The organism is Yoonia sp. D2-7, from assembly GCF_055809435.1.
Map to the genome: position 1 here is coordinate 2,694,144 of NZ_CM147912.1, position 26,440 is coordinate 2,720,583.

General features: G+C 55.4%; 31 protein-coding genes. 13 read left to right on the plus strand and 18 right to left on the minus strand.

The genetic code is table 11. The annotated features are described in order from the left end of the window. Positions 1 to 123: 123 nt before the first annotated feature. Positions 124 to 2,073 carry a threonine--tRNA ligase gene (thrS, locus tag AC0L7R_RS13305; RefSeq protein WP_473657348.1) on the plus strand — a complete coding sequence of 650 codons (1,950 nt, stop codon included), beginning with the start codon at positions 124 to 126 and terminating at the stop codon, positions 2,071 to 2,073. A gap of 100 nt (positions 2,074 to 2,173) precedes the next feature. On the opposite strand, the gene AC0L7R_RS13310 is transcribed toward thrS, so the two are convergent. Together AC0L7R_RS13310 and AC0L7R_RS13315 are read right to left on the minus strand one after the other, a co-directional pair. Then, a complete protein-coding gene (locus AC0L7R_RS13310) occupies positions 2,174 to 2,542 on the minus strand; it encodes a hypothetical protein (protein ID WP_348107875.1) in 369 nt (122 codons plus the stop codon). Between the two features lie 36 nt (positions 2,543 to 2,578). Next, the gene (locus tag AC0L7R_RS13315) at positions 2,579 to 2,905 is read right to left on the minus strand and encodes an ArsC/Spx/MgsR family protein (protein WP_473657349.1); all 327 of its coding nucleotides are present in this window, start codon (positions 2,903 to 2,905) and stop codon (positions 2,579 to 2,581) included. A 137-nt stretch (positions 2,906 to 3,042) separates the two neighbouring features. Here AC0L7R_RS13315 and AC0L7R_RS13320 point away from each other — a divergent pair, with 137 nt between their 5' ends. After that, the gene (locus tag AC0L7R_RS13320; RefSeq protein ID WP_247126051.1) at positions 3,043 to 3,249 is read left to right on the plus strand and encodes a cold-shock protein; all 207 of its coding nucleotides are present in this window, start codon (positions 3,043 to 3,045) and stop codon (positions 3,247 to 3,249) included. 66 nt (positions 3,250 to 3,315) lie between these two features. Here the strand turns inward: AC0L7R_RS13320 and AC0L7R_RS13325 are convergent, their stop codons facing one another. Both AC0L7R_RS13325 and AC0L7R_RS13330 read right to left on the minus strand, forming a co-directional pair. After that, positions 3,316 to 3,798: a dihydrofolate reductase gene (locus AC0L7R_RS13325; protein ID WP_473657350.1), complete on the minus strand. Its 483-nt coding sequence runs from the start codon at positions 3,796 to 3,798 to the stop codon at positions 3,316 to 3,318. Positions 3,799 to 3,801: 3 nt separating this feature from the next. Beyond that, positions 3,802 to 4,608, minus strand: a complete 807-nt coding sequence (locus AC0L7R_RS13330) for a thymidylate synthase (protein ID WP_473657351.1) — start codon at positions 4,606 to 4,608, stop codon at positions 3,802 to 3,804. Positions 4,609 to 4,990: 382 nt separating this feature from the next. Between AC0L7R_RS13330 and AC0L7R_RS13335 the strand changes: the two genes are divergently transcribed. The 4 genes from AC0L7R_RS13335 to AC0L7R_RS13350 all read left to right on the plus strand — a co-directional run bounded on the left by AC0L7R_RS13335 (position 4,991) and on the right by AC0L7R_RS13350 (position 8,677). After that, the gene (locus AC0L7R_RS13335) at positions 4,991 to 6,112 is read left to right on the plus strand and encodes a hypothetical protein (protein ID WP_473657352.1); all 1,122 of its coding nucleotides are present in this window, start codon (positions 4,991 to 4,993) and stop codon (positions 6,110 to 6,112) included. Then, complete coding sequence (locus AC0L7R_RS13340; protein WP_473657353.1) at positions 6,099 to 7,478, plus strand: surface lipoprotein assembly modifier; 1,380 nt, start codon at positions 6,099 to 6,101, stop codon at positions 7,476 to 7,478. Before AC0L7R_RS13335 ends, AC0L7R_RS13340 begins: the two co-directional genes overlap by 14 nt. 63 nt (positions 7,479 to 7,541) lie before the next feature. After that, positions 7,542 to 7,970, plus strand: a complete 429-nt coding sequence (locus tag AC0L7R_RS13345) for a VOC family protein (RefSeq protein ID WP_473657355.1) — start codon at positions 7,542 to 7,544, stop codon at positions 7,968 to 7,970. Positions 7,971 to 7,987: 17 nt separating this feature from the next. After that, positions 7,988 to 8,677 (plus strand): DUF1194 domain-containing protein, encoded by a 690-nt coding sequence (locus tag AC0L7R_RS13350; RefSeq protein ID WP_473657356.1) that lies wholly within the window; start codon positions 7,988 to 7,990, stop codon positions 8,675 to 8,677. On the opposite strand, the gene AC0L7R_RS13355 is transcribed toward AC0L7R_RS13350, so the two are convergent. The 3 genes from AC0L7R_RS13355 to AC0L7R_RS13365 all read right to left on the minus strand — a co-directional run bounded on the left by AC0L7R_RS13355 (position 8,678) and on the right by AC0L7R_RS13365 (position 9,942). Next, positions 8,678 to 9,196, minus strand: coding sequence for a MarR family winged helix-turn-helix transcriptional regulator (locus AC0L7R_RS13355; protein WP_247126044.1), 519 nt, complete (start codon positions 9,194 to 9,196; stop codon positions 8,678 to 8,680). It lies immediately after the preceding gene. 84 nt (positions 9,197 to 9,280) lie between these two features. After that, entirely contained in the window at positions 9,281 to 9,556 is a 276-nt protein-coding gene (locus AC0L7R_RS13360) for a succinate dehydrogenase assembly factor 2 (RefSeq protein WP_473657358.1), read from the minus strand. After that, entirely contained in the window at positions 9,553 to 9,942 is a 390-nt protein-coding gene (locus tag AC0L7R_RS13365; protein ID WP_473657359.1) for a helix-turn-helix domain-containing protein, read from the minus strand. Before AC0L7R_RS13365 ends, AC0L7R_RS13360 begins: the two co-directional genes overlap by 4 nt. A gap of 78 nt (positions 9,943 to 10,020) precedes the next feature. Between AC0L7R_RS13365 and AC0L7R_RS13370 the strand changes: the two genes are divergently transcribed. The 3 genes from AC0L7R_RS13370 (at position 10,021) to AC0L7R_RS13380 (ending at position 12,318) form a co-directional block, all read left to right on the plus strand. Next, positions 10,021 to 11,223 carry an aminotransferase class I/II-fold pyridoxal phosphate-dependent enzyme gene (locus AC0L7R_RS13370; RefSeq protein ID WP_473657361.1) on the plus strand — a complete coding sequence of 401 codons (1,203 nt, stop codon included), beginning with the start codon at positions 10,021 to 10,023 and terminating at the stop codon, positions 11,221 to 11,223. A 79-nt stretch (positions 11,224 to 11,302) separates the two neighbouring features. Next, positions 11,303 to 11,716 carry a hypothetical protein gene (locus AC0L7R_RS13375; protein WP_473657362.1) on the plus strand — a complete coding sequence of 138 codons (414 nt, stop codon included), beginning with the start codon at positions 11,303 to 11,305 and terminating at the stop codon, positions 11,714 to 11,716. Positions 11,717 to 12,039: 323 nt separating this feature from the next. Next, entirely contained in the window at positions 12,040 to 12,318 is a 279-nt protein-coding gene (locus AC0L7R_RS13380) for a hypothetical protein (protein WP_348107886.1), read from the plus strand. Between the two features lie 54 nt (positions 12,319 to 12,372). On the opposite strand, the gene AC0L7R_RS13385 is transcribed toward AC0L7R_RS13380, so the two are convergent. From AC0L7R_RS13385 to AC0L7R_RS13395, 3 genes are all read right to left on the minus strand, one after another. Beyond that, a complete protein-coding gene (locus AC0L7R_RS13385; RefSeq protein ID WP_473657363.1) occupies positions 12,373 to 13,743 on the minus strand; it encodes an MATE family efflux transporter in 1,371 nt (456 codons plus the stop codon). Positions 13,744 to 13,844: 101 nt separating this feature from the next. Further along, entirely contained in the window at positions 13,845 to 14,342 is a 498-nt protein-coding gene (locus AC0L7R_RS13390) for a hypothetical protein (protein ID WP_473657364.1), read from the minus strand. Positions 14,343 to 14,422: 80 nt separating this feature from the next. Further along, complete coding sequence (locus AC0L7R_RS13395; RefSeq protein ID WP_473657365.1) at positions 14,423 to 15,361, minus strand: 2OG-Fe(II) oxygenase family protein; 939 nt, start codon at positions 15,359 to 15,361, stop codon at positions 14,423 to 14,425. 175 nt (positions 15,362 to 15,536) lie between these two features. On the opposite strand from AC0L7R_RS13395, the gene AC0L7R_RS13400 reads away from it, so the two are divergent. After that, complete coding sequence (locus tag AC0L7R_RS13400) at positions 15,537 to 16,832, plus strand: alpha/beta fold hydrolase (protein ID WP_473657367.1); 1,296 nt, start codon at positions 15,537 to 15,539, stop codon at positions 16,830 to 16,832. Positions 16,833 to 16,922: 90 nt separating this feature from the next. Continuing rightward, positions 16,923 to 18,890, plus strand: a complete 1,968-nt coding sequence (locus tag AC0L7R_RS13405) for a DNA gyrase/topoisomerase IV subunit B (RefSeq protein WP_247126033.1) — start codon at positions 16,923 to 16,925, stop codon at positions 18,888 to 18,890. A gap of 3 nt (positions 18,891 to 18,893) precedes the next feature. On the opposite strand, the gene AC0L7R_RS13410 is transcribed toward AC0L7R_RS13405, so the two are convergent. Further along, a complete protein-coding gene (locus tag AC0L7R_RS13410; protein ID WP_473657368.1) occupies positions 18,894 to 19,595 on the minus strand; it encodes an AbiU2 domain-containing protein in 702 nt (233 codons plus the stop codon). Between the two features lie 308 nt (positions 19,596 to 19,903). On the opposite strand from AC0L7R_RS13410, the gene AC0L7R_RS13415 reads away from it, so the two are divergent. Next, entirely contained in the window at positions 19,904 to 20,536 is a 633-nt protein-coding gene (locus AC0L7R_RS13415; protein ID WP_473657369.1) for a hypothetical protein, read from the plus strand. Positions 20,537 to 20,583: 47 nt separating this feature from the next. Here the strand turns inward: AC0L7R_RS13415 and AC0L7R_RS13420 are convergent, their stop codons facing one another. The 3 genes from AC0L7R_RS13420 to AC0L7R_RS13430 all read right to left on the minus strand — a co-directional run bounded on the left by AC0L7R_RS13420 (position 20,584) and on the right by AC0L7R_RS13430 (position 22,491). Beyond that, positions 20,584 to 21,366: a prolyl oligopeptidase family serine peptidase gene (locus AC0L7R_RS13420; protein WP_473657370.1), complete on the minus strand. Its 783-nt coding sequence runs from the start codon at positions 21,364 to 21,366 to the stop codon at positions 20,584 to 20,586. Beyond that, positions 21,366 to 22,007 carry a DUF3047 domain-containing protein gene (locus tag AC0L7R_RS13425; RefSeq protein WP_473657371.1) on the minus strand — a complete coding sequence of 214 codons (642 nt, stop codon included), beginning with the start codon at positions 22,005 to 22,007 and terminating at the stop codon, positions 21,366 to 21,368. Before AC0L7R_RS13425 ends, AC0L7R_RS13420 begins: the two co-directional genes overlap by 1 nt. Before the next feature lie 88 nt (positions 22,008 to 22,095). Beyond that, positions 22,096 to 22,491: a c-type cytochrome gene (locus AC0L7R_RS13430; protein WP_473657372.1), complete on the minus strand. Its 396-nt coding sequence runs from the start codon at positions 22,489 to 22,491 to the stop codon at positions 22,096 to 22,098. 108 nt (positions 22,492 to 22,599) lie between these two features. Between AC0L7R_RS13430 and AC0L7R_RS13435 the strand changes: the two genes are divergently transcribed. Next, positions 22,600 to 23,034, plus strand: a complete 435-nt coding sequence (locus AC0L7R_RS13435; RefSeq protein WP_348108549.1) for a DMT family transporter — start codon at positions 22,600 to 22,602, stop codon at positions 23,032 to 23,034. On the opposite strand, the gene AC0L7R_RS13440 is transcribed toward AC0L7R_RS13435, so the two are convergent. From AC0L7R_RS13440 to AC0L7R_RS13455, 4 genes are read right to left on the minus strand one after another with little or no spacing between them, the layout of a single operon-like run. Then, a complete protein-coding gene (locus tag AC0L7R_RS13440) occupies positions 23,031 to 24,005 on the minus strand; it encodes an Ldh family oxidoreductase (protein ID WP_473657373.1) in 975 nt (324 codons plus the stop codon). The two genes, AC0L7R_RS13435 and AC0L7R_RS13440, sit on opposite strands and share 4 nt — an antisense overlap. Before the next feature lie 24 nt (positions 24,006 to 24,029). Further along, positions 24,030 to 24,710, minus strand: coding sequence for an ABC transporter ATP-binding protein (locus tag AC0L7R_RS13445; protein WP_348108547.1), 681 nt, complete (start codon positions 24,708 to 24,710; stop codon positions 24,030 to 24,032). After that, complete coding sequence (locus tag AC0L7R_RS13450; RefSeq protein ID WP_473657374.1) at positions 24,703 to 25,992, minus strand: ABC transporter permease; 1,290 nt, start codon at positions 25,990 to 25,992, stop codon at positions 24,703 to 24,705. The genes AC0L7R_RS13445 and AC0L7R_RS13450 overlap by 8 nt, the downstream gene beginning before the upstream one ends. A 51-nt stretch (positions 25,993 to 26,043) precedes the next feature. Continuing rightward, positions 26,044 to 26,406, minus strand: a complete 363-nt coding sequence (locus AC0L7R_RS13455; protein WP_473657375.1) for a MerR family transcriptional regulator — start codon at positions 26,404 to 26,406, stop codon at positions 26,044 to 26,046. Between the last annotated feature and the right edge of the window lie 34 nt (positions 26,407 to 26,440).

A 26,440-nucleotide genomic window follows, 5' to 3' on the forward strand; every position in this document is an offset into this window, starting at 1 on the left:
ATGGCGGACCGCGGGCGCACAGGTGGTGCCTTGACCGCTTCGCGAAGTTTCGCCATTTAGGCCAAACACATAACCCGCAACCGGGCGCTTCGTAGGCGCCAAACTGACGAGGAGCCCAATAGCATGGCCCAAATCTCTCTTACATTTCCTGACGGCAACGCGCGCCAATACGAGGCTGGCATCACTGCGGCTGACGTGGCTGCTGATATCTCAAGCAGCCTGCGCAAAAAGGCGATTTCTGCGACCGTGAACGGGCAGCATTACGACCTGCAGTGGCCGATTGAAGAAGATGCATCCATCGCGCTGCACACCATGAAAGATGAAGAGCAAGCACTGGAACTTGTTCGCCACGATCTGGCGCACATCATGGCGCGCGCTGTCCAAGAATTGTGGCCAGACGTGCAGGTCACCATTGGGCCTGTGATCAAAGACGGTTGGTACTATGACTTTGACCGCAAAGAACCTTTCGTTCCCGAAGATCTCGCGACCATTGAAAAGAAGATGAAGGAAATCATCAACAAACGTGATGAAGTCCGAACCGAGATTTGGGATCGCCCAAGGGCAATCCAGCACTACAAAGATAAGGGCGAACCGTACAAGGTCGAACTGATAGAAAGCATCCCGGGTGATGAACCGCTGCGCATGTATTGGCACGGCGACTGGCAGGACCTGTGTCGTGGGCCGCACCTGCAGCACACTGGGCAGATCGCGGGTGATTGTTTCAAACTGATGTCCATCGCAGGTGCCTACTGGCGCGGCGACAGCGACCGTCCGATGTTGCAACGTATCTACGGCGCGGCCTTCACCAACAAAGAAGGTCTGAAACAACACCTGCACCGTTTGGAAGAAGCAGCTTTACGTGATCATCGCAAGCTGGGCCGCGAAATGGACCTGTTCCATATGCAAGAAGAAGCGCCCGGTCAGGTGTTCTGGCACCCGAACGGCTGGCAGGTGTACACCGAACTGCAAGACTACATGCGCCGCCAACAGCGCAAAGGCGGCTACGTCGAAGTAAACACGCCACAAGTCGTGGACCGCAAATTGTGGGAAGCGTCAGGTCACTGGGAAAAGTACCAAGAAAACATGTTCATCGTCGAAGTTGACGAAGATCATGCACGTGAAAAAGCGGTCAACGCGCTCAAGCCGATGAACTGCCCCTGCCACGTGCAAATCTTTAACCAAGGCTTGAAATCTTATCGCGATCTGCCGCTGCGCATGGCCGAATTCGGGTCCTGCGCACGGTATGAGCCGTCAGGCGCGCTGCACGGCATCATGCGCGTGCGCGGCTTTACCCAAGACGACGGGCACATTTTCTGCGCCGATGACCAGATCACTGCAGAAACCAAGGTCTTCATCGACTTCCTGTCCCGCGTCTACAGCGATCTCGGCTTTGACGACTGGACCATCAAACTGTCCACACGTCCTGAAAAACGGATCGGGTCGGATGAAACTTGGGACCAGATGGAAGCAGCGCTTGGCGATGCATGCAGCGCCGCTGGTCACGAATTCGAAATTCTCGAAGGTGAAGGCGCGTTCTACGGGCCAAAGCTTGAATTTACCCTGACCGACGCGATTGGCCGCGACTGGCAATGTGGCACACTTCAGGTGGACGCAAACCTGCCCGAACGGCTCGACGCGAGTTACATCGGACAAGACGGTAACAAACATCAGCCGGTCATGCTGCACCGCGCGACCCTCGGATCCTTTGAACGCTTTATCGGCATTCTGATCGAGGAACACGCGGGCAAACTGCCGTTCTGGTTGGCACCGCGTCAGGTCGTCGTGGCCTCGATCATCTCGGACGCCAATGACTACGTGCATGAAGTTGTTGCGGCGCTGAAAGCTGCGGGCGTGCGGGCTGAAGCCGACATTCGCAACGAAAAGATCAACTACAAGGTCCGCGAACATTCGCTTGGCAAGGTGCCTGCGATCCTCGCGATCGGCGCGCGTGAAATTGAAGAACGGACCGTCAACCTGCGCCGTTTGGGTGAAAAGCAGACCAAGGTGATTGCACTCGACGAGATCGTCAAAGATCTCGGCCTAGAAGCCACCCCACCCGACCTACGAAGCTGACGCAAAAGGGGGCCACCGCGGCCCCCTTTTCTTTTGGTCATAAATATCTCGGGGGTTTGGGGGCCGGCCCCCAATCACCGCTTGCGCCAAAATACAGCCCCTAAAAGTGGGCCTTTTCTTCGTCAGGTTTGCCCGCAGCAATCGCCAAGAGACCGCCCAAACCGGCGAACCCGATCGGGAACATCGTACCGATGTTGAACCCGAACGCCGTGTAGAACGCCGCACAAGACAGCAGCAACGCGATCCCGGCCCACAAGGCGCGAGTTTTGGCCATCGCACCACCCGCAATCGCTAATAGAGGGGCTAGAAAGCTCATCGCGCGAATGTAATCAGGGTTTTCAAGCAACCAGAATGTCTCGCCGACTTCCGGCACATTCGCAGTCAGTTCGGCATAGCCGTAGCCCACCAATCCAACCACGATCCCCATCAGGCCCGCGATAATTCCTAAAATGCCAGCTGCATTACGCATGTCGTTCTCCTTTGCCTGCAGATATGAACGGCATGCTCATGCGCCAAGCCATTTGGCCTGCGTGGCTTTGTCCCAGCCGATGGTCCAATCTTCACCGATCACCACCGGGCGTTTCATCAACGTTGGATGGGCCCGCAGCAAGTCTTTGGGATCGCTTTCTTTTTCGGAATCACTCAACCCACGCCACGTGGTTGATGCCTTGTTAATCGCCTTAGCGGGGAATTTTTCGACGATTTGCTCAATTTCGGCGTCGGTCAATCCATCGGCCCTGACATCGGTGACCTGCACATCAATTCCAGCAGCCTCTAACGCCTTCAGCGCCTTACGGCACGTGTCGCAGGTTTTCAGTCCAATAAAGCGCATTTCTGCCTCCTTTTTAGGCAATTCGAGCGCCTTTGAATTTTATTGTCGCTCAGATTTGCCTTCTCAAAAATCGCCCTATCCTTACGTGAAGCAATATCCAATTTGAAGACAACATCGAATGACTAGGAGACGTCCAAATGCCAAGCGGGACAGTAAAATGGTTCAACACAGCCAAGGGTTTCGGGTTCATTGCCCCTGAAGAAGGCGGCGCCGACGTTTTCGTGCATATTTCCGCTGTTGAACAATCAGGCCTGACGGGTTTGGCAGATGACGAAAAGGTCACCTACGAATTGATCGACGGACGCGATGGTCGTCAGATGGCCGGGAACATTGTGAAGCAATAAGACTATTGCGGGCCTGTCAGCGCCCTAGTCCACATTGCACCCAAAAGTGCGGCGGTGATGGTCGCCTCACTTAATTAATTCGCGCAACACGCAGGCTGGTCCTTCAGTGCGCAACACGTGCTGGCCGATCTGACGCCAATCGGTTTCATCGAATGTAGGGAAAAACGTATCGGCGTCCGACACATTCAGGTCAACTTCGGTGATCAAAAGCCTGTCCGCCAATGGAAGTAGCGCCGCATAGATACCCGCGCCGCCAATCCCGTAGACGCGGGTGTAGCCCGCTGCATGACATGCAGCGATGGCCGCTTCGATTGATCCGACGACATCATGGGGGCCATCAAGCGCAGACCGCGTGACCACGACATTATGGCGCCCTTTGAGCGGGCGGTAGGCTTCAGGCAGGCTGTCCCATGTCCGCCGCCCCATGATGACCGCCCCGCCCCGCGTTTCGCGTTGGAACATCGCGAGGTCTTCGGGCAGATGCCATGGCATATCCCCGTCCCGCCCGATTGCGTTGTTTTTGGCCCGTGCTACGATCAATGAAATCATGGTCTAAACCGCCACTGGCGCTTTAATCACCGGTTCTGGATTGTAGTTTTCGAACGCAAAGTCGTCGAACTTGAAGTCAAAGATGCTGTCGACTTTCCGTTTTATGACCAAACGCGGCGCTTCGTGGGGCGTGCGCGCAAGCTGGGTCGCGACCTGATCCATGTGGTTCGAATAGATATGCGCGTCGCCCATCGTGTGAATGAATTCACCCGCTTTGTACCCGGTCACATGTGCCAGCATTTCGAGCAGTAGAGCGTAGGACGCGATATTAAACGGCACCCCGAGGAACATATCGGCAGAGCGTTGATAAAGCTGCATATGCATCGTGTCGCCCTGTACGCGCACCTGCCACAACGTATGGCACGGCGGCAGCGCCATGTCGTCAACGTCGCCGGGGTTCCATGCGGACACGATATGACGGCGCGACGATGGGTTGGTTTTGATCGCCTCCACCAGCGCTGAAATCTGGTCGATCTCGCCCACTAGCGCCCCGTTCTTCACCTGCGGGAAGTGCCGCCATTGGTAACCGTAGACCGGCCCCAAATCACCATCCGCATCGGCCCATTCATCCCAGATGCGGACACCGTTTTCCTTCAGATACCCGATGTTTGTATCACCAGCGAGAAACCACAGCAGTTCGTGGATAATGGACTTGAGATGCAGCTTCTTCGTCGTCACCAGTGGAAAACCGTCGCGCAGATCGTAACGGCATTGCATCCCGAAATAAGACGTCGTGCCGGTGCCGGTCCGGTCGTCGGACGGCACCCCTTTGTCCAGAACGGTTCGAAGTGCGTTAAGATATTCTTGCATGCCGGTCCCCCTGTGACGCTCGAATCGCGGCGCCTTGTGAAGGCAAGACTTAACGGAGCAGGCAGGACCGACAAGGGTACTACTGGAATCAAGGCCCGCGATTTACCGCCGATCCAGACAAAAACACCGTGCAAACACATGAATAATTAACCATTTTCGCGCAACGTGTGGTGGAATGGAAATGTCTTGCTACAGCTATTTCAGGCCTAAAAATTGCCATTTTGATCTGTCACCAGACAACTACATATAGGGCGGCGTTGCCGAAAATCCGCGATATCACGTGGAAAATGCGTATATTTTCGCCTCTCGCACGTTGACACGCAGCCCCCCAAACACGAGAGTGACACAAATCTTGACTTTGCAGAAAAAGCGGACGCCACCTATGACACGCACCCCACTTACACTGGCCATGCTGGCCGTTCTCGCGGCTTGTGGCGATGGACAGCCGCTTTTCGATGTCGAAGACGCGACTGATGGCACCGAAACAGACATCCCCTTTCAGGACGTAGAGCCGGATGACGTTGACGAACCGGAAGACGTCTTGAACGCCGGTACTATTGCGCCACCGTTGCGCGGCGTTTTGTCTGATCGCGGTGACATTGTGCGTGTAGAGGCCCCGAATGAAATCGGTGGGGGCGTTACATCATTGTTCAACTATAGCGGCGATGGCGACGTTTTTGTCATCGACGGGATCGCATTTGATGGTCTGAACGAATACGAACGGTTTGCCGCGCTGCCACAAATTGGTACGGTTGCGGTCTATCAAGGCGATCTTCAAGTTACGGATACCTTGTCCGGTAACCAAATCGACCAGATCGTTCCATATTTTGCTTTATACGATGTCAGTGACGTCATCGTCGGCGAAGGTGAAGATGATCAAGCTTTCCGGACATCATTCGCAGTTGTACGGACCGGCGGATATGGCGACTACGGTTTTGGTACCTTTGCGTATCAGCGCGCGGGTGATTTCACCGTTCCGACGACAGGCCAAGCCACGTTCAACGGCACATATGCCGGGGTTCGTGTTTCGGACACATTCGCAACGTCTGACTTGCCAGTGCGTGATATCCTGACGTCCGCTGACATCAATATTGATATCGATTTTGACGACTTTAACGGAACACCTGGTATCAAAGGTGTCCTCAGCAATCGTCAGGCCTATAACGAATTCGGTTCTGCCATTGAAACGAACCGCAACATTGATGCGTCGCTTGGCAGCACAAATGCAGTCCAACTGCCGAACCTGCCATTCATTATCCGTGAAGGCGGTACGACAATTTCCGAGAATGGCGAAATTGGCGGCAACCTTTCCAACACAATTATCGACCGTACTGGCGCGATCCGTGTCTACGAAACGGGAACATACGCTGGTATCATCGCAGGTGACCTGACCGATGCGGCTGATGGTGGTGAAATTGTTGGTGTGATCGTGATCGAATCCGAAGATTCGCGTTTTCAGGGTGTAAACTTCCAAGAGACCGGAGGCTTTATTGCCACACGTTAAACAATTGGGGCGGCGCGTCTGCGCCGCCATTGTTGCGGCAACCCTAAGCGTTTCAACGGCTGTATCCCAGCAGGTGCAATTGACTGCGGGACAAGTTCAGCAGATCGCCCTTGCCGCTCTGCAACAAGGTGATGCACGCGTAGCCGCCCAAGCGGCCAACGCGCTCCTTGAACGTGATCCCCAAAACGCCGGCGCGCTCATTCTGCGCACTGAGGCTGCACTACTCGCAGAGGATTTTGCGGGTGCTGTGGATTTTGGTAGCCGTGCACATTGGAATGCGGCAACTGCAAATCAACGGTTCTCGGCGGCTCGTTTGGTCGCATTCGCGCACGTCGAACAAGAAAACTACACGCGGTCCCAAGCTTGGCTGCGTTTGGCGCGGCAGGATGCGCCAAACGATCAGGCGCGCGAATCTGTTGCACGGGATTTCCGCGCCGTTCGGTCACGCAACCCGCTGTCCGTCAATTTGCGTTTCGGCATCACGCCATCGACAAACGTGAACAATGGCAGCTCCAGCGAGACGACAGATCTTTTCGATCTTGGCCTGCCCTTCGTTCTCAACGGCGATGCACGCGCGTTATCCGGTTGGGAAGCCTCAGCGAGTGCAAACTTGCGTTATCGCGCCCATACGAACGAAATGTCAGCGACATTCTTGGATCTCGGATTCTCCGGCCGCACCTATTGGCTGACGGAAAATGCAAAAGACCAAGCTGGTGAAGGCGTCACAGGCGGTGATTTTTCAAACGCGACGCTCAGTCTTGGCGCAACACACCGCTTCCTCCTCTCGCCAGACATGCAACCGACCAGTGCGACGCTGTCCTTTGGGCAAAGCTGGTATGGCGGCGATGCGAACGCGCGTTTTGTAACGGCATCTGCATCCCAGTCGTGGAAGTTGTCGGATGTAGATACGATCCTGCTGTCCGGTTTTGCGCAAAAGCAAACCAGCCTCGAAGACAGTGATCCGGTCATGACATATAACCTGCAAACGGTTTGGGCGCGTGATCTTGCCGACTATGGTGACTTGGCGGTGTCTGTTGCTGTGCGCGATAGCCAGTCAGACAACGATGACGCGGATTACGATTCCGTGCGCTATGGCATCAACTACGATTTTCCAGAGCCGCTATTTGGTGTGCAAATCGGCACGACCTTTAGCTACGAAACACGCGATTTCGAAGCGTCCCGCTTTAGTGCTTTGGGGCGAGATGAGACGATCAAATCCGCCAGCGTTCGCGCGGTGTTCACAGATATCGAGTATCTTGGCTTCCAGCCAGTCGTGAACATCGAACGCACGGTTCAAGAATCGTCGATCGACCTGTTTGACCGCGAATTCACGAACTTCGGGTTTGATATCACGTCATCGTTCTGACCGATTGCGCTTGGCCAAAGCGCAACAGCGCCCTAGGTTGTGACCACAATCAAGGAGCCTTTAATGTCACTTAAATATTTGCACACCATGGTGCGCGTGAAAGACTTGGACGCGTCTATCGCGTTTTTTGAACTGCTCGGGATGAAAGAAACAAAGCGGCACGAAAATGAAGGTGGTCGTTTTACGCTACTGTTCATGGCCGCCCGCGGCGACGAAGATTGTCCGGTAGAACTGACGTATAACTGGGACGGCGATGATGGCCTGCCATCCGACAGTCGCCACTTTGGTCACCTCGCCTATCGCACATCCGATATTTATGCGTTGTGCCAGCATCTTATGGACAATGGCGTGACAATTAACCGACCGCCACGCGATGGCCATATGGCTTTTGTCCGCTCACCAGACAATGTGTCTATCGAACTGCTGCAAGAAGGTGAAAACCTACCCGCTCAAGAACCATGGGCGAGCATGGCAAACACCGGCCATTGGTAAGACACGCTGTCTTTTGTTTGATATTTGCGTGGGCAGCATTGCCCGCGCAAGCCTGCCGTTTGGCGCTGGTTCTTGCCATTGATGTCTCGAATTCGGTCGATGAAGCCGAAGATCAGTTGCAGCGCCAAGGTCTTGCCAACGCCCTACTCGCCCCTGACGTACAAAGCGCGTTTTTCGTGACAGATGATCCCGTTGCTTTGCTGGTCTATGAATGGAGCGGGCGTTATCACCAGAAAGTCTTGGTCGAATGGCGCGACATCACGCGTGAGCGTGATCTGCAGGACGTATCTAGAAGTATCGCAAATTCGACGCGCGGTCAGCGCGATTTTCCAACAGCAATGGGCTACGCGCTTGGCTATGCCGCAACGCGGTTACGCGAACGGCCTGATTGTTTCGCGAGAACTGTTGATATCGCCGGAGACGGTAAAAACAACGACGGCTTTGGCCCTGCCGAAGCCTACAATGCTTTTGCGTTTGACAACGTGACGGTGAATGGTTTGGTCGTCGATGCGTCCATTCTTGAAACGCGGGACGACCTTGTGACTTTCTTCCAAGACGAAGTCATTCGGGGGCCAGCGTCGTTCATCGAAGTCGCCGATGGCTTTGCTGATTACGAAGACACAATGCGTCGGAAATTGATCAGAGAGCTTCTATCTCAAATGATCGGGGATGCGGCACCACCGCCATCCCCCACCCCACGTGGCTGATCAATAGATATAGCGGATTTGTTCAGTCCAATAACGTTCGACTCGACGCAAGGCCGTTGTGATGTCGTCCATACCCTGATGATCAAGCACGCCGCGTCCCATCAGACCATCGGCATGTGTCGCAAATAGTTTCGCCACGATAGTTCGGATGTGCCGCCCTTTTTCCGTCAAGCTAACCCGTACTGACCGGCGATCAACTTCGGAACGTTGATGGTGCATGTATCCCATATCAACGAGTTTCTTCAGGTTATAGCTGACATTCGACCCCTGATAATACCCGCGCGATTTCAGTTCGCCTGCCGTCACTTCGTTGTCGCCGATATTGAACAACAGCAGCGCCTGCACCGCATTAATTTCCAATACGCCGACACGTTCAAATTCGTCTTTGATCACATCGAGCAATAGCCGATGCAGCCGTTCCACCAGCGTCAAACCTTCAAGGTAACTGGCCATAAACGCGACGGTGCTGGCCTGTTCGGGCGCTTTTTCGTCTGTCGCCAAATGGGAATGAATGCTCATCACTATCTCCGTCAATCACTGCTTCATTGAGCAATGACAGGCGAATCCCAACATTTCGTTAAATTTTCCCCAAAAACGGGGGACCTAATTGGGTCGGGTCAATCCTGACGCGAGGCCCATGATCACGGTCATAATACCTGCGTATTCTTCCGGTGCCTCGCCTTGCCCCGTGATCCAGCCGTAGATGTCGTGATCGTATTCTTTGAGAAAGCTGTCGTATGTCTCAAGCTCTGCGTCGGATAGATCCGGCATATAATCAGTGGCGTAAGCCGTCAGGATCAGGTCCATTTCCTTGATCCCACGGCGTATCGACCGCATATGAAGCCGCTTGATTTTGGTGTCTCGTGTCTCGGTCATCATTCAGTCAGCGCCTTACGCAGCCTTTTCTCCAGCTCGCCTAGTTTCACAGACGATTTTGCGATTTGCGCCCGCAGGCGGCGCATCTCGACCAACATGTCATTCACGTCATTCGAAATTTCGGTGCCGTCTTCAGGGTTCTCCGGCCCTTCGCCGACGCCCGTCAGCAACCAGCGCAATGACACGCCCAACAGGCCTGTCAGCATTTGTAGCCGGTTCGCCCGTGGTTCTTTCCAGTCGTTTTCCCACGCATCAAGCGTCGTCACTTTGACACCAAGTTGCGTTGCAAGTTCCACTTGGTCCAAGCCAGCTGCAGATCGTGCCGCAACCAACCGGTCCCCTAGCGTTGCTGCGTCGTCGCTGTACCAATTATCATCGTCAGTCATCATGTCGTCCTTGTCGCTTGCGTCAGGGGCCGTGTCCACCCTATGACATGGCTAACCTTAGTTGACCACAGGACCAGCGCCATGACCTTTCTGTCCGCGACACTCGACCGCGTTAAGCCGTCACCGACCATTGCAGTGACCACGAAGGCGCAGGAACTGAAAGCGGCTGGCCGTGATGTAATCGGTCTGGGTGCTGGTGAACCTGATTTCGACACGCCCCAGAACATCAAGGCCGCAGGCATTGCTGCAATTAACGCGGGAAAGACCAAATATACCGCCGTCGATGGTATCCCAGAGCTGAAACAAGCAATCTGCACCAAATTCAAGCGTGACAACGATCTGGACTATACCGCCGCCCAAGTCACCGTAGGTACGGGCGGCAAACAAGTATTGTACAATGCCTTTATCGCAACGCTGAACGCGGGCGACGAGGTGATCATCCCTGCCCCCTACTGGGTGTCATATCCTGACATGGTGAAATTGGGCGGCGGCGAACCTGTATTCGTCGAAGGCGTGATGGAACAAGGATATAAGATCACAGCAGACCAGCTTGAGGCCGCGATTACGCCCAAGACAAAATGGTTTCTGTTCAATTCGCCGTCGAACCCGACTGGTGCGGGCTATTCGTGGGACGAGTTGAAAGCGCTGACTGATGTGCTGGTTGGCCACCCCCATGTTTGGGTGATGACCGATGATATGTATGAACATCTGGCCTACGGCGACTTCAAATTCTGCACCCCGGCGCAGGTTGAACCCGCACTATATGACCGTACGTTGACCATCAACGGCGTGTCCAAGGCTTACGCAATGACAGGTTGGCGGATCGGCTATGCAGCAGGACCTGAGATGCTGATCAAGGCGATCCGCAAGGTCCAATCCCAGTCCACGTCGAACCCCTGCACGATCAGCCAATGGGCGGCGGTAGAGGCTTTGAACGGCACACAGGATTACCTCGCGCCAAACAACGACCTGTTCATCACCCGTCGCGATCTGGTGGTGGACCTGCTGAACAAGGCCCCTGGTATCGTCTGCCCGAAACCGGAAGGCGCGTTCTATGTCTATCCGTCGATTGCTGGCTGCATCGGAAAAACGTCGAAAGCGGGCGTGACGATTACCAATGACGAAGTCTTTGCAACAGCGCTTCTGGAAGAAACGGGCGTCGCTGTCGTGTTTGGCGCTGCGTTTGGTTTGTCACCGAATTTTCGGGTCAGCTATGCCACCTCGAACGAGGCGCTGCGCGAGGCCTGCAACCGGATTATCACGTTCTGTGAAGGCCTTTCCTGATCAGCAAAGCAAGGTAGCTTGTGCATCATCCTACTGCTAAGGTTCATGCATAAGCCCTGTTGATCACACGAGTTTCGCCATGTCCGCCGAATTACCAGACTACTACTTCCGCGTTCGCGAAAACGGCGCGTTTGTGTTTCGTGTCGACACGGAAAACCGTCAGCGCCGGATCGAGATGGATCAGATTGCGGTCGTGAATGTGCGCAACGGCGAGGTCAAACCACATGGCGACCGCGTTCTATCAGAAGCTGACATTGCAGCCATCCAAGACTGGTTAAACGACCGCGTCGCTTTGCTGGCCGAACGTGATGTCGATGACATTCTGCGCGCCGTGGATCACATGAACCTGACAACGCAATGGGTTCAATCGCGGGCAACAGAAGAGCAACTGGATCAGGTGACAGATTCCTTATTGCTAGCGATGCATGATCTTCGGACTGTGCTTGTACGGAAAAAAGCGGACCGTCTTTTGCGCGAAAGCAGCAAGGAATAATTCAGTTCCTGCGCTGCAGATTTCTATCCCGATGCCGCTGTTCTTTTATTTCTATTTGCGCATTACAATCGCCCAAAATGACGACGCGAATTGCAACCTGTAATAGACGAATTCATATCGTAGCCCTCAATAGAAATGCCCGCATTCAAGATGGCTGCCCGCAAAGACTGAAGCGTTAAAATTTTTAAAGGCGCAAAATCAACAACTTAAGTGACAAACTCCATCCTCCCCACGTTTTTCTTGAATTTCCCCGCAACCATTTTCGTTCCGCCCAGTTGCTATATCAACCGCAGCAAGCGGAAAACAAACGAACGGAGACGAAAATGAAAAACCTTATTAAACCAGCTGCCCTGAGCCTTTTTGCAATTACTGCTGCAAATTCAGCATTTGCCGATGCACATGCCGCTGCGGAAGACATGACATGTGCTGAATTCGGTGCACTTGAGCGTCAAGAACAAACACTGGCGTTGGCAGAACTGACTGGCGAAGTCGATGGTGTTGAGCGTGACGATGATTCAATCGCTACAATCATGCTGGAATGTAACGGCAACGACGAAAAAATGCTGTCAGCCGTTCTCGAGGAGACACCGTCTGAATCATGAAATTCTTACTGACGCATGTCAGTTCGAAACGAGGCGCGCCAGAAATGGCGCGCTTTATACGTTTGGCGAAAGTGACAAAATCCGCACAGACCGTCCCCAAAACCGCCACAACAGTAGAACTGCAGCAACTGCCAGCCCGACTACTAGCCCGAGCCATAGTCCCACCCCTTCTAGGCCAAGCGGGAAGGCCAAAATGTAACTGATCGGCAGTCCGATCACCCAGTAGCTGATCGTCGCCATGACCATCGGCACGCGAGTGTCCTGAACCCCGCGCAACAGGCCAAGCGCCATGACTTGCAATGCGTCCACAACTTGGAACAATCCGGCGCAAGCCAGCAAGGCGACCCCAATTTTCAACAGCTCCGCTTTGGCTGGTTCATCCGGATCGATAAAGGCTGAAATCAGGGGTTCGGGGAATAAGAAGAAGACGAACATCGTGAACACAGCAAAGACCGCGGACAATGTTATCGCAACCCTCCCCCCGCGCCGCAGACTGTCTTCGTCGCGTCGCCCCAATGCACGTCCCGCCCGCACAGTTGCCGCTTGGGAAAATCCGATGTGGACCATGAACGTCAGGCTTGCCAACTGGATCGCGATGCCGTGTGCCGCCAACGGCAACGGTCCCAGCCACCCGATCATCACGGCGGACGCACTGAACAATCCGCCTTCTGCCAAAGCTGTCAAACCGATGGGCCAGCCCAATGCAAAGACCCTTTTCATGACCTCTGTGTCTGGCGCAAAGACATTGCGCAGCAATTGGAACTGCGGCGTCTTCCACAACGCGTAAATCAACAGGATCACTACGTTCAAGATCGTCAGGCTCAGCGATGCAATCGCGGCCCCTTTGATCCCAAGTTCAGGTGCCCCCCAGTTGCCGAAGATCAGCGCGTAGTTCACGAACCCGTTCAGTACCGCTGATCCAATTGTCGACCATAGAATAATGGCCGTTTTTTCCAGTGCCGCCAGAAAGCTCTTTAGCGTCATCACCAGCAAGGCCGGAATCATCTGGAATGCTACGATGTGCAGGTAAATCTGGGCTTCTGCAGCGACAGCCGGGTCTTGGCCAATCGCGATCAAAAGCGCCTCAGTCCAAATAAACGGGATCATGATCACCCCGCCATAAATAATCGATAACCACAGCGCCATGCGTGTTGCGCGGCGGACCTGTTGATCGTCGCCTGCCTCTGCGGCGGCTGCGACCAATGGTGTCACGGCCTGCGCAAAGCCGGATCCAACGATGAACGTCAGAAAGAAAAATGTCCCCGCAATCGTTGATGCCGCAAGTGCGGTGACCGAATACCACCCCAGCATCACAGTGTCCGTGATATGGATCGCGAATTGCGCAAGATTACTCAGGATCAACGGCATCCCGAGCTTCATAATAGCGCGTGAATGTTCCGGATATGTGGTGGCTATTTGTTGCATGCCGTAGGCTTAGGCCTAGGGTTGGGATGCGTCCAGCCCTATCGCCCTATGGGCGCAAATTTTGGATGCTGTCCAGCCTGCAGCCGAGAACCCGATCAGGCCTATTGCATGATCGCAACCGATTGCGCGGGATTGGCACCGCGCAAAAGCGACCGTGCGTATAATTTGTGAAGCGGGGTAATGGCCCGCACGACAACCCCATCACCCGGTGTGACCGCCGATCCAAAATGTAGCCGCGTACCACCGTCTATGGGCGAAACCATAAACCACGACCGCGTGTGCCCCGCCATATCGCACAGAAGCACTTGGTCTTCGGTGCGATCTTCGACGGTCCATGCTGCGAATTCTTGGGTGTCGCCATGTGCAACGGCGTGGACATCTTCGTCTGTCGATGGCCGACGGACCGCATATTTAAGGATCAGCCGTTCCGCCCTGAACAACGGCGTCGTGTAAAAAGCGGTGATAAAGTCCGACAGACTGACATGCCCTGCAATGTCCTTCACGTAGCAATCAGTGTAGTTTTTCGGGTCTGCAGTGTAGCGTTGCAGCAGCGCGTCTGCTGGTAACGGGATTGCGTGTACGGCGGCGTTGGCAGGCATCGATTGATCCTCTCATCATGGCACAGGCGCACTATTCTCCTGCGCTGACCAGATGACAACGGTCTTCGGGTGCGACAGATTCACCCCGATGCCGCGTTGAATTTGCCCATCAGGTAATCCCCAAAGGCGATAGGCGGATACGCCGCTGATCCATCCAGCGGCTTGATCACCGCGTCCCAGTTCGGTTGGTAAAAGTAGGCGAGCGACAGGCGTTTTGGCTGGTCAGGTTTAGCCACGACACGGTGCAATGTGCTGACCCAACGGTCCGCCGTCCAGCGCGCCATAAGATCACCGATATTGATCACAAACGTATCTTTCGGAGCATCGACATCGATCCAGTCGTCATCTTGCTTTACCTGCAAGCCCTGCGATCCCTGCTGCGGCAACAGAATTGTCAGTGCCCCATAATCCGTATGCGCACCCGCCCGTTGCTGTCCGATGAGCGCCCGCCCCCGTGTTGCCGGATAATGCAAAGCACGTAAGGCGGATGCCGGTGCTGTGCCGAAGGGGGCAAAGAAATCCGCTGGCAAATCAAGCGCTTCTGCAAAGGCATGCATTATGCGTGCACCAAGATCTTCGACGGCTTGATAATAGGCCGCCCATGCCTCGCGAAACCCTACCAATTCGGGCCAAGGCGTTCGCGCGGACGCAAATGCCTGCGATTGCGGATCATCGACTTGAACCTGAAGCGGAAACGCACGTCCGTTAAAGCTTTCCTTTAAGTCCGGCGGAGTATCCACGCCTTTGCTTTTCGCCAGCGCTTCTTGGTCTGGGCCAAGATAACCATAGGGGCCACCGGCGACCGGAGGGCGGACCGCCTGTTTTGATGCACTATCCAGCGCAAAAAACGCATCGGCTGCAGCCCACATGTCGCGGATCGTTTTTGCAGCGACGCCGTGACCTGACAGCACTATAAACCCTGTCGTGCGGCACATTTCGTCAAGGGTAGCAGCACGCGCTTTACGGTCAGCCCCTGTCGCAGCTTCGAATGCTGCAAGATCAAATGCCCCAATGCTCACGCTTTTGCCCCGCCGCATGGCAGTAGCGTCACGTCACGACAGCCGATCGTCAAAACACGCATCTAGATATCCTTCAGCTTTGTACTATCGTTCTGGTTATCTGAGCAGCGCACGCCCCGAATAGCAATGCTTGTCGGTGTGCCGCTCACGTCTCATCTTTGGAGGAAGATACCCAATGCAAACCAAGACCACGGCCCTTGCCTTGTCCTTTATGGCAGGTTCTGCCCTTGCCGATGGCCATGCCACGAACCGCGTTGACGGGATGCGACCCGATGCGCCCGCGCTTGCAGCGCTCGGCGATTATAGGGTGGGGGTGCAGACATTCAGCTTCACCAATCCCGACCAGATCGACATCGTCAACACAGCCGCAGAAGGTGACATCGCGCGCGCGGATCGGACATTGGACGTAGAAATCTGGTATCCCGCCGATGCGGCGACACAGGCAGGCGGCACCTATAAAACCGTCACCCGAGACGGCGTCACGCCGGTTGTTTTACACGGTCAGGCCGCGCGTGATGCAGCACCGATGACAGGCGAAACCTATCCGCTTGTGATCCTCAGCCACGGCTATCCGGGCAACCGCTTCCTGATGTCCCACTTGGGCGAAAATCTGGCATCCAAGGGCTACGTCGTGGCGTCGATTGACCACACCGACAGTACCTATTCGGATCAGGCAGCGTTTGGGTCGACACTCGTAAACCGACCATGGGACCAACGGTTTGTATTGGACCAAATCGCGGCGCTCGACGGCGACTTAGGCGCGATGACGGACGCGGATAACGCTGCCGTCGTGGGCTATTCGATGGGCGGATACGGGGCGTTGATCTATGCAGGCGCAGGCGTAACCGAGGTCAGCACGACCTATGAATGGGGCGCGCCGCAAGGGCTGCTTAGCCGGAACCTTGCCGGATCAGAAAGCCATGCCGCACTGGACGATGACCGCGTGAAAGCATTCGTGGCCATCGGTCCGTGGGGCAAGAACACGGGGTTCTGGGACGATACGGGCCTTGCAGGCATCACCAAGCCCCTGATGTTGATTGCTGGTGGGATTGATGATGTGTCCATTTACGACGCAATCCGCGAAATTTTCGCAGGTACGGTCAACACAACGCGTCACCTCCTGACCTTTGACAACGCCAACCACAATGCCGCAGCGCCAATCCCTGCCCCCGCCGAAAGCTACGGCATTTCGGACACCTTGGGGCGCAGCACCTTTGATCACTACAGCGATGCGGTCTGGGATAACGTGCGGATGAACAATATCACCCAGCATTTTGTCACTGTTTACCTTGATCAACATCTCAAGGGGGCGGATACCGCTGACTTCCTCGACCTGACACCAAACGCCACTGACGGTGTTTGGGATATCGCGGAAGACGGCACCGTCGGTGCGGATCACACCTATTGGGCCGGTTTTGCGTATCGAACAGCCGTTGGGCTACGGTTCGAAACGCTCACCCAAGGCGAGTAGACCCAACATCTTGTGGATAAGGGCAAGGATGCGATTGCCCTTATCCACGCCGCACATCATAATGCGTCCAAACAAATAAGGGGCGGCAGTATGGCGAGCGATCTTCTTTCAGGCTCTGGCGGCAACGAGAAAAACACATATGACGCGTCCAGCATTCAGGTGCTGGAAGACATGGAACACGTCCGTCTGCGCCCCGGCATGTACATCGGCGGGAAAGACGACCGCGCGTTGCACCATATGGTCGCGGAAATCGTCGATAACTCGATGGATGAAGCGGTGGCCGGTCACGCCACGTGGATTGAAATCGAACTGCACGAAAATGGCCATTGCACAGTGCGTGACAACGGACGCGGCATCCCGACCGATCCGCATCCCAAAGACCCATCAAAAACCGCGCTCGAGATCATCTTCTGTACGCTGAACGCTGGTGGTAAATTCTCGGGCGATAGCTACGAAACCTCAGGCGGTTTGCACGGTGTGGGGTCATCCGTTGTGAACGCGCTGTCCGATCACCTACGGGTTGAAGTGGCGCGCAACAAAGAACTGATGATGATGGAGTTTTCACGCGGTGTGCCACAAGCGCCGCTGGCGAAAATCGGGGCGGCCCCAAACCGGCGCGGCACGTCTGTAACATTCCACCCTGATGCGGAAATCTTTGGGTCGTTGAAGCTGAAACCTGCCCGCCTGTTCAAAATGGCACGGTCCAAGGCGTACCTTTTCTCGGGCGTGGAAATCCGTTGGAAAACGGGCATCGACGATGGGGAAACGCCGAAAGAGGCGATGTTCAAATTCCCCGGCGGTCTGGCCGATTATCTGAACGAAACGCTATCGGGTGCGACGACATATGCGGACGCGCCTTTTGCCGGAACTGTTGATTTCAAAGATAAATTCAACGTACCGGGTAAGGTCGAATGGGCCGTGAATTGGACCCCGACGCGCGACGGTTTCATCCAGTCCTATTGTAACACAGTGCCAACGCCAGAAGGCGGGACGCACGAGGCCGGTTTCTGGTCCGCGATCCTGAAAGGCATCAAGGCGTACGGTGAACTTGTGTCCAACCGCAAGGCCAGCACGATCACCCGTGACGACCTGACGACGGGGGCTGGTGCGCTTGTGTCCTGCTTTATCCGCGAACCGGAATTTGTGGGGCAGACGAAGGACCGATTGGCCACGACCGAAGCGCAACGTATGGTTGAAAACTCCGTACGCGACCACTTTGACAACTGGTTGGCTGCGGACACGAAATCAGCGGGTGCGATCCTCGATTTCCTTGTGCTGCGGGCCGAAGAACGGCTGCGGCGCAAACAGGAAAAAGAAACCGCGCGGAAGACAGCGACAAAGAAGCTGCGCCTACCCGGCAAGCTGGTCGATTGTTCAGCCACGAACCGCGAGGGCACAGAGCTGTTTATCGTCGAGGGTGATTCCGCGGGTGGTTCTGCCAAAATGGCGCGAGACCGCAAAACGCAGGCCCTACTTCCGCTGCGTGGTAAGATTTTGAACGTCCTCGGGGCCGCGTCGAACAAGCTGGGCTCCAACGCAGAGATCAACGATCTGACACAAGCGCTTGGCGTGCAACTCGGGCCGAAATTTGTGGTCGATGACCTGCGCTACGACAAAATCATCATCATGACCGATGCGGACGTCGACGGCGCGCATATCGCGGCACTGCTGATGACGTTCTTCTTTACGCAGATGCGGCCGATGATCGACAACGGGCACCTCTATCTGGCCTGCCCGCCGCTGTACCGCCTGACCCAAGGCGCCAAACGGTTGTACGTGGCCGACGACGCCGAGAAGAACGTGATGATGGAAAAAGGTCTGGGCGGCAAAGGCAAAATCGACGTGCAGCGCTTTAAGGGTCTGGGCGAGATGGACGCAAAAGACCTGAAGGACACGACCATGAACCCCGAAACCCGCAAACTGATCCGCGTCTCAATCGACGACGACATGCCGGGCGAAACAGGCGATCTGGTAGAGCGGCTGATGGGCAAGAAACCCGAATTACGGTTCCAATACATCCAAGAAAACGCGCGGTTCGTGGAGGAGTTGGATGTTTGAGTTTCACATTAACGGAGGATCTTCTCTCCTCAGCCACTCAGGCAGCTCAAATTCTGACTTTTCAAGCTCTTCGAGTTTTGCGTAATCTCTAGCTTCCAGTGCAGCTTTTCGGGCAATCGCATTTTCCTCGATATGTTTTTGCCCGTAGTAGAGAGCTTTCAAGAACTGCCGCTCATCAAGGAACGTCGGGATCGGGTGTGTTCCTTGATCGGTCTCGTAGTATTCTAAAGAGAATAGCCTAATTATTTCAGAAACTGACTCGAGAGCGTTCTCAATTCTGTTTCGGCTCGCGCCTTCGAGTGGCACGTCGTTATACTTGGTTGCCAAATCAGCATGCGCAATTCGTTTATTTGACCAATTGCGGGCGAAACTACAGCAATCCGACGCGTTCGCAATTAGATTATCTAGTCGTGGGTTCGGGTAATCCACAAAATGGGGGAGCCCCCGAACGGTGACCGTCGTATTGCTACCCTTCCAATTTGATGGCTTATCTGTAAGTTTTCTAAGACCTAGTAAAGTTCTTTCAAACAGGACACGGTCAAGCGTATGGGCGGTTTGTCCTGAAACACTATTGAGAAGATCAATTGTTTCGGGGTTTGCACCGAATAGACTTTTGTAAAGCCGCCACTCTATTCGGAGCGTAAAGAAATCTTGTTTTAGCAACTCAAAATACGTGTCTTGATCGACCAAATCTGAAAGCGACATCAACACGCTGCCCTACCTTTTCTGCTTTGGAGGAAGAATATCCATTTGGTCTGCGGCGTCTATAGATGATTGGGTGCCGCTCGGACCTTGGGGAGGTTTTCAAGGGAACACTCCCTTGATCTAATCGAAACGGTTGGGGACGGCGAAGCATTGCGTAATGCGCCCTTCAATGGGGGAGGTCCGGGCGCTGCTCGGCTGTGCCGGGCCTGCCTTATCGATAGTTCAGTCCCCTGTGACGCCCGTCACATCCCTCCCCCGTCAGAATCGTTAACACTTTTCGTATCAACTTATTACGGAAGGCTTTGATCATGACATTTTCACGCAATTTCGCGCTATTACTCGTCCCCTTAACCCTCGCCGCTTGTGGCGGCACAACCACGCCCGCCCCAACGCCAACCCCGGTTCCTGTTCCCGTCCCGAACCGCACGTTTTCACAGCTTGAAAACAGCGCCGATGACCTCGAAAACAAATACGCCACCGTCGCCTTTTCCGATGAAGCGCAAATTCCGCTGGCCGGTTCGGCCACTTACGATGGCCCGTTTCTGCTTGATTTCGGCAGCGCGTTTGACAGCGACGAAAACGAAGCCGCTGGCGAAGGCGATCTTGCCTTCAACTTTAACCGCGGCGATGCGTTAAGCGGGACAATTACTGATCTGGTGCGCGAAGATGGCACAGACATCACGGGGTCCATCAGCCTGTCGAACAGTTCGATCGACCGGTCATCAGGCACATTTAGCACAAGTTCGAGCCAAGGATCAGTCGAAGCCAACATGTCCGGCATCCTGCGCAACCAAGAGGGCGACACGATTACCCTCAGCGGTGAACTGGAAGGCGATTTCAAGGGCCCAAGCCGCCAAGGTTTCATTGGCGAAACCGCTGGCACCATCAACGTGAACGGCAGTCGCTATAGCTGGGATGGTGAATTCTACACCGAACAGTAAGCAGCGCTGGGTGGCCAATTTGTTCCCCCGTTGGCCACCCGACTTAATTAGTTCGGCAACATTTCGATCGCTGCACGCAGATGTTCAAGCCGGAACGAATGTCCCCCTTCAAACATGCAGAACCCCAACGTTTGATCTTCGGCATTATCGCGCACAGCACAGTCAAGTCCGCCCACTTGCTGTGAAACCGCGTTCCCAAAGCCTCCGTGGCGTGCGTACATGCCAAGGGCCGTCGGGACGTCGCCTTGGTGCGACGTCCTGATCGCGCGTCCTGATAGGGGCACGGTTGGGTCGTTGTCGCCGTGAATGTGGATAACGCTAATGGGTGGCGTGTCGCAGGTGGTTGGGATGTCTTCCCAGAACGTGCCGGACATCGGCACAGCCGCCCGCAGCAGATTGGATCGGTCGCAAATCAAGTTCCACGTCATCATCCCACCCGCCGAAAAACCGGTTGCGATGATATTGTCTTGATCGATGCCAAACTGCGTTGCTGCATCGTCTAAGACAGCTTCGAAATAGGCCAGTTCGCCTGCCCCGTCCGATGACGGATTTGACGGGCTACCCGGCAGGTCCCACGTCCCATCCACGCCATTTGCCGCGATCAACGCATAGCCCATGTCCGCCGCTAGCCTGCGCAATCCGCCATTGTTCATGACCCCGCGCGCTGATCCGCGATGCCCGTGTGAAAACACGATAGCACCGGGGTTTTCCACGGTGTCTGGCATTGCAATCCGGTAGCTACGGTCACCGACGATACAATCCGTGTCGGCGCCGCATGCCATCCCTCCGGTTGGAAGGATCGCAAGCGCCAATGCAGCAAACCACCGCATCAGTTAAGCGTCAGGTTGCCGATGGCAGCGCGGATCGTGCTGTCCGTGTCGTCGCTGTCGCCGGACACAGCAATCCCCACAAGCGATCCCGGCTGGCCACCAAACGCCTGCGCATAATCCGCAGCCAGATTGACGTTTTCGCTATACGATCCTGTGCCCGCCTGCCGCAGCATCACATTCACGCCTTGGCCCCGCAGATACGGTGACTGGAACTGTGATCCACGTGCATGGTTTCCGCCCCACACGTACAGCAGAACGCGGACGTCATCGTTGCCCAGCAGTTGCCGGATGTTCGCGTTTTGCAGACCTGCCGCCTGATCATCGGGCACAAATACAAAGTAGAGCGAAATATTCCGATCATCGCCGCCTTTTTGGCGCAGGTCCGTCGCCGGCACGGATTGTTCAACCGTCCAGTTCCACCGCCCGTTTGTCGCCTGCCAGTCGCTTTGTGGAATGCGTTTCCACGCAATTGATACGCCACCGTCGGACGTCATGCTCAACGTGTTTCCAAAGCTGTAGCGATTGTTGGAAAACAGCGACAGTTTTTGCTCGGACCAGCCGCTGGAAAAGCTGACCGGGCCGGCGGCCGCGGTGTTTGCGACCAAAGTCGCTGCAATCGCTAAAGTACGGAAAAACGTCATGGGGTGCTCCTTTAGGTGACCTGTTGACCAAGTCACGTAACAGGATCACCCAAAGTTTCACCACACGTTTGCGTGGGTCACGGGAATGTTAAAGCTCTTGGATGCTTTCAAGGTAATCGGCGAGCGCGATCAACCCGACTGGCGTTGGCGTCCCAAGACCATCTTCACCCTCGACAATCACAGCTTCGCCTAGATCACCTGCGCCAAATTCCGGCATCGCATTGGAAAAGTGCGGATCGCGGTTCAAACCGTCGATGATCGCCATAATGTCCTGACGTGGGAAGGTTCCCCCGTTGCGCGCAGAAATCATTGTCAGATCCGCCGCGATAAGCCCAACGCCCGTGACAAGCGGACCGGACCCTTTACCGTCAACACCGTGACAGCCTGCGCAATTTTCCATGAACGATGCACGTCCATCTGGAATTTCAAGTTCTTCAACACATGCCGCCAGCATGAGTGGAATGAAAAGTGCCGATAGTCGCATCTTGGCCTCCCTGTTTTTGTTCGTTTTTCCGAGCGTCGCCGAAATTGACAGTTGTTACTTTGATATGGATCAGACTGCTTCTAAGCTAGTCATATATGAGGAGCCCAGATGCACAATTCCTATCTTATCATGCTCGCCGCTGGTATCGGCGTGCCCGTGCTGGCCGCATTGAACGCGGCGCTTGGCCGGACGATTGGGTCACCCGCTGTTGCAGCTGCCACGTTGTTCTTGGTCGCTTTTGCATCGGCGGCCATAGTGGCGCTTTTGACCGCTCCGCAGGCCGCTGCAAAAATCGCGACAGCCCCCAAACATCTGCTGCTTGGTGGCGTGCTAATCGCGTTTTACGTCCTGTCTATCACTTGGATCGCACCGGTTATCGGTGTTGGTAACGCGGTGTTTCTCGTCCTGATTGGACAAATGATTGCAGCAGCAACGATTGATCACTTTGGTTTGTTTGGTGCTAACGTCGCACCGCTAAACGCAACACGTGCGGCGGGCATATGCGTCATGGCAGCAGGCGTTTTCATCACTCAAAAAGCCTAAGCAGACAGGCCCTTCACAGACGCCCAAAGCGCGTCAGGTACGTCAACATCGACCAGAACCTTGCGGTTCGCGCCGGGAATGCGTCCGCCGCCTTGTTCTGCAATCGCGTCCGCCACACGCGCAAACCGATCCGCGAAATGGTCCCCGTGGGTTGCCGGATCAATCAGAATGTAGAACTGACCAAGCCCGTGAGGCGCGCCGTCCGGCAGTTTTAACCCACTTACGTCAAGCGAATTGACGCTGCCCGTCAGACCAGCGGCCAACAGTTCCACCATCAGGCCGAAGCCCCACCCTTTGTACCCCCCAGCAGAAACCAATGCGCCTTTCAGCGCCGCCTCTGGGTCGGTGGTCGGGTGCCCATCTTGATCAACGGCCCAGCCAAGCGGGATAGTCTCGCCTGCGGCTTTCGCCATCGTGATCTTGCCCAATGCCACGGCAGAGGTTGAAAAGTCGAAATGCATTGCAGGCGCGGGATCACCCGGTACCGTCATCGCAATCGGGTTTGTGCCGATCACGGCCTTGTTCCCACCCGGTGGCGCGACCACGGGTGACGCGTTGGTCATCCCGATCCCAATCAAACCCGCCGCCGCGATTTGTTCGGTAAAGAAGCCCAGCGATGTACACGTATGTGCATGCGCGACCGACAACGTTGCAATTCCCATTTCGCGCGCGGCCTCTATCGCGCGGGGCAGCCCTGCGGCAAAGGCGGGTTGCGCAAAACCGAATTTCGCATCTGCCATGATGGACGCGGGGCGCGGCGCAGACACGACTGGTGTGACTTGGCCATCGACCCGTCCAGACTTCAGCTGCGTGCAGTAGCTTTCAAGATAATACAGACCGCAGATGACATTGCCTGTTTCTTCGGCCCGCGCGACGGCCTTGGCAACATGGGCCGCTTGTTCTGTGCCCGCGCCGTGATGGATCAATGCGGCGTACGAGGCATCATAGATTTCAGGCACAGTCACTTGCATGTCGTCTCTTCCTTTGCGGTTTCGTCAGACAGGTGCCAACGTGCCTGCGGTCATCCGTACCGTCCGGTCCATCCGTGCGGCCAATTCGAGGTTATGTGTCGCGATCACAGCAGACAGACCAGTCCCACGCACCAATTCCATCAGCGCGTCAAACACCCGATCCGATGTGTCAGGGTCAAGATTGCCTGTCGGTTCATCCGCCAACAAAAGCGACGGATTGTTCGCCAATGCGCGGCAAAACGCGACCCGTTGCTGTTCACCGCCCGACAAGGCAGCGGGACGGTGTTTGGCCCGCGTATCAACGCCAACCCTGCCAAGCAGGTCCATCGCGTGTTCTGTTGCCGCACTTTCCGCAACGCCATTCGCCAGTTGCGGCAGCACGATGTTTTCTAGCGCTGTGAACTCGGGCAGCAAGTGGTGGAATTGGTAAATAAAACCGACCTCAGACCGTCGCACCGCCGTCCGTTTGCGATCCGACAGTTTCGTCATATCGGTGCCATTGATCGTCACCGTGCCGTCGTCCGGACTGTCGAGCAGGCCCGCGATGTGCAAAAGCGTCGATTTACCGGCACCGGACGGGGCCACCAACGCCACAACTTCACCCGGAGCAACAGCCAAATCAGCGCCTTGAAGCACGGTCACCGCGTTGGGTTTGCCTTTGTTATAGGTCTTTGTGATCCCGGCCACATTCAAAACGTTATTCATAGCGCAGCGCCTCAACGGGGTTCATCCGTGCCGCACGACGCGCAGGGAAAATGGTGATGATCCACGACAGCGACAATGACAACGTCACCGCAGAGACCACGTCTTTCAACTGCAGTTCCGCAGGCAACCGATAGATGCCCCGAATGGACGGGTCCCAAACGCCGCCGTTGCCGATGGAATTCACAAAGCCAAAGATTTGGTCGATATAAAGCGCAAACAAACAGCCCAAGATCACACCAAACAACGTGCCCGCCGTTCCGATCCCTGCCCCGCAGATGAAGAAAATCCGCAGGATCGACCCTTCGGTCAGACCCATTGTGCGCAGAATACCGACGTCGCGACCCTTGTTTTTAACAAGCATGATCAGGCCCGAAATAATGTTCATCGACGCGATCAAAACGAGGATCGACAGGATCACGAACATCACGTTGTCCTCGACTTCAAGCGCGCGCAAAAATGCGCCGGCGCTGTCGCGCCACGTCCAGACGTAGCCGCCTTCACCGATGGTCGCCATAACCTGTGGCAGGTACTTTTCGATCTCGTCAGGGTCTTCGACCATGACTTCGATCTCGGTTGCGACGCCGTCGCGGTTAAAGAATAACTGCGCCTCCGCGATCGGCAGATAAGCGCGGATTTTGTCGATGTCGTAGCGGCCAGCCGTGAAGATATAAACGACTTCATAAACGTTCACCCGTGGCGTGGTGCCAAGTGCGGTGCGTGCCCCGTTGGGCGAAATGATCTTGATCCGGTCGCCGACCCCAACGCCAAGGTCTTTCGCCAACGCTGACCCAATCGCAATGCCGTCCTCGAAGTTATTGATATCGCCTGACGAATCCTCAGGGTTGGCGATACGTGGGATCGTTAGAAGATTGTCAAAAGAAATGCCGTAAACATCCACAGCCGCGTTATTATCGCTGTAGTTGCCCATCACCTGACCGCGCACCAACGGTGCTGTCCGCGTGACACCTGGGATAGCGGCAAGGTCAGTCGCCAATTCATCGTAGCCCTTAATCAGCTGCGTGTAGCGGCCCGAATCCGGTACCACCTCTGACTGGCGATAAACGGCGACATGGGCGTTCGAGCCAAGGATCGTGTCGACAAATTCCGCCCGAAACCCGGACCGCACGGCCAAAGTCGCGATCAATGCGAACACTGCAAGCGTCACGCCGATCAGGCTGATCCACGTCATGACGCTGACACCACCTTCGGCCCGTTTCGCCCGAATGTAACGCCACGCGATCATCCACTCAAATTTCGCAAATGGGGCTGTTTTGCCTGCCATTTTCGGCCTCCTACTGCTCGGATTGCAAACTGGGGCTTGCGGGGTGCAAGGTCAAGCGCTGGGATGCAGCCCGAGCGGACAAACGTCATTCAGCCGCGTTTGCAGAATATCACGCAAAGACAGGATGTTCGCAGCTTTCGCTTCGAGTTCAGTGATCTTGGCTTGCAGCAATCCGCCCACATCGTCCGACGACATCTGTGCATCTTGCAATGCTGACGTCAGATCCGCGATTTCGCGCAGTGTAAATCCAAGCTGCTGCGCGAGCCGGATCATTTTAAGCAATTGCACCGTCGCGGGGCTGAAATCGCGGTACCCATTGGCCCGTCTGTCTGCCGCGATCAATCCGCGTTTTTCGTAGAACCGGATCGTGTCGGTGCTGACACCCAGTGAATCTGCAAGTTCCCCGATACGCATGATAAACCTCTTGACCTTGGATCATACTCCAAGG

Coding starts and splice junctions, on each gene's coding strand:
- thrS (WP_473657348.1), top strand. CDS start 124: ATGGCCCAAATCTCTCTTACATTTCCTGACGGCAACGCGCGCCAATAC.
- AC0L7R_RS13310 (WP_348107875.1), bottom strand. CDS start 2,542: ATGCGTAATGCAGCTGGCATTTTAGGAATTATCGCGGGCCTGATGGGG.
- AC0L7R_RS13315 (WP_473657349.1), bottom strand. CDS start 2,905: ATGCGCTTTATTGGACTGAAAACCTGCGACACGTGCCGTAAGGCGCTG.
- AC0L7R_RS13320 (WP_247126051.1), top strand. CDS start 3,043: ATGCCAAGCGGGACAGTAAAATGGTTCAACACAGCCAAGGGTTTCGGG.
- AC0L7R_RS13325 (WP_473657350.1), bottom strand. CDS start 3,798: ATGATTTCATTGATCGTAGCACGGGCCAAAAACAACGCAATCGGGCGG.
- AC0L7R_RS13330 (WP_473657351.1), bottom strand. CDS start 4,608: ATGCAAGAATATCTTAACGCACTTCGAACCGTTCTGGACAAAGGGGTG.
- AC0L7R_RS13335 (WP_473657352.1), top strand. CDS start 4,991: ATGACACGCACCCCACTTACACTGGCCATGCTGGCCGTTCTCGCGGCT.
- AC0L7R_RS13345 (WP_473657355.1), top strand. CDS start 7,542: ATGTCACTTAAATATTTGCACACCATGGTGCGCGTGAAAGACTTGGAC.
- AC0L7R_RS13355 (WP_247126044.1), bottom strand. CDS start 9,196: ATGAGCATTCATTCCCATTTGGCGACAGACGAAAAAGCGCCCGAACAG.
- AC0L7R_RS13360 (WP_473657358.1), bottom strand. CDS start 9,556: ATGATGACCGAGACACGAGACACCAAAATCAAGCGGCTTCATATGCGG.
- AC0L7R_RS13365 (WP_473657359.1), bottom strand. CDS start 9,942: ATGATGACTGACGATGATAATTGGTACAGCGACGACGCAGCAACGCTA.
- AC0L7R_RS13370 (WP_473657361.1), top strand. CDS start 10,021: ATGACCTTTCTGTCCGCGACACTCGACCGCGTTAAGCCGTCACCGACC.
- AC0L7R_RS13375 (WP_473657362.1), top strand. CDS start 11,303: ATGTCCGCCGAATTACCAGACTACTACTTCCGCGTTCGCGAAAACGGC.
- AC0L7R_RS13380 (WP_348107886.1), top strand. CDS start 12,040: ATGAAAAACCTTATTAAACCAGCTGCCCTGAGCCTTTTTGCAATTACT.
- AC0L7R_RS13385 (WP_473657363.1), bottom strand. CDS start 13,743: ATGCAACAAATAGCCACCACATATCCGGAACATTCACGCGCTATTATG.
- AC0L7R_RS13390 (WP_473657364.1), bottom strand. CDS start 14,342: ATGCCTGCCAACGCCGCCGTACACGCAATCCCGTTACCAGCAGACGCG.
- AC0L7R_RS13400 (WP_473657367.1), top strand. CDS start 15,537: ATGCAAACCAAGACCACGGCCCTTGCCTTGTCCTTTATGGCAGGTTCT.
- AC0L7R_RS13405 (WP_247126033.1), top strand. CDS start 16,923: ATGGCGAGCGATCTTCTTTCAGGCTCTGGCGGCAACGAGAAAAACACA.
- AC0L7R_RS13410 (WP_473657368.1), bottom strand. CDS start 19,595: ATGTCGCTTTCAGATTTGGTCGATCAAGACACGTATTTTGAGTTGCTA.
- AC0L7R_RS13415 (WP_473657369.1), top strand. CDS start 19,904: ATGACATTTTCACGCAATTTCGCGCTATTACTCGTCCCCTTAACCCTC.
- AC0L7R_RS13420 (WP_473657370.1), bottom strand. CDS start 21,366: ATGCGGTGGTTTGCTGCATTGGCGCTTGCGATCCTTCCAACCGGAGGG.
- AC0L7R_RS13425 (WP_473657371.1), bottom strand. CDS start 22,007: ATGACGTTTTTCCGTACTTTAGCGATTGCAGCGACTTTGGTCGCAAAC.
- AC0L7R_RS13430 (WP_473657372.1), bottom strand. CDS start 22,491: ATGCGACTATCGGCACTTTTCATTCCACTCATGCTGGCGGCATGTGTT.
- AC0L7R_RS13435 (WP_348108549.1), top strand. CDS start 22,600: ATGCACAATTCCTATCTTATCATGCTCGCCGCTGGTATCGGCGTGCCC.
- AC0L7R_RS13440 (WP_473657373.1), bottom strand. CDS start 24,005: ATGCAAGTGACTGTGCCTGAAATCTATGATGCCTCGTACGCCGCATTG.
- AC0L7R_RS13445 (WP_348108547.1), bottom strand. CDS start 24,710: ATGAATAACGTTTTGAATGTGGCCGGGATCACAAAGACCTATAACAAA.
- AC0L7R_RS13450 (WP_473657374.1), bottom strand. CDS start 25,992: ATGGCAGGCAAAACAGCCCCATTTGCGAAATTTGAGTGGATGATCGCG.
- AC0L7R_RS13455 (WP_473657375.1), bottom strand. CDS start 26,406: ATGCGTATCGGGGAACTTGCAGATTCACTGGGTGTCAGCACCGACACG.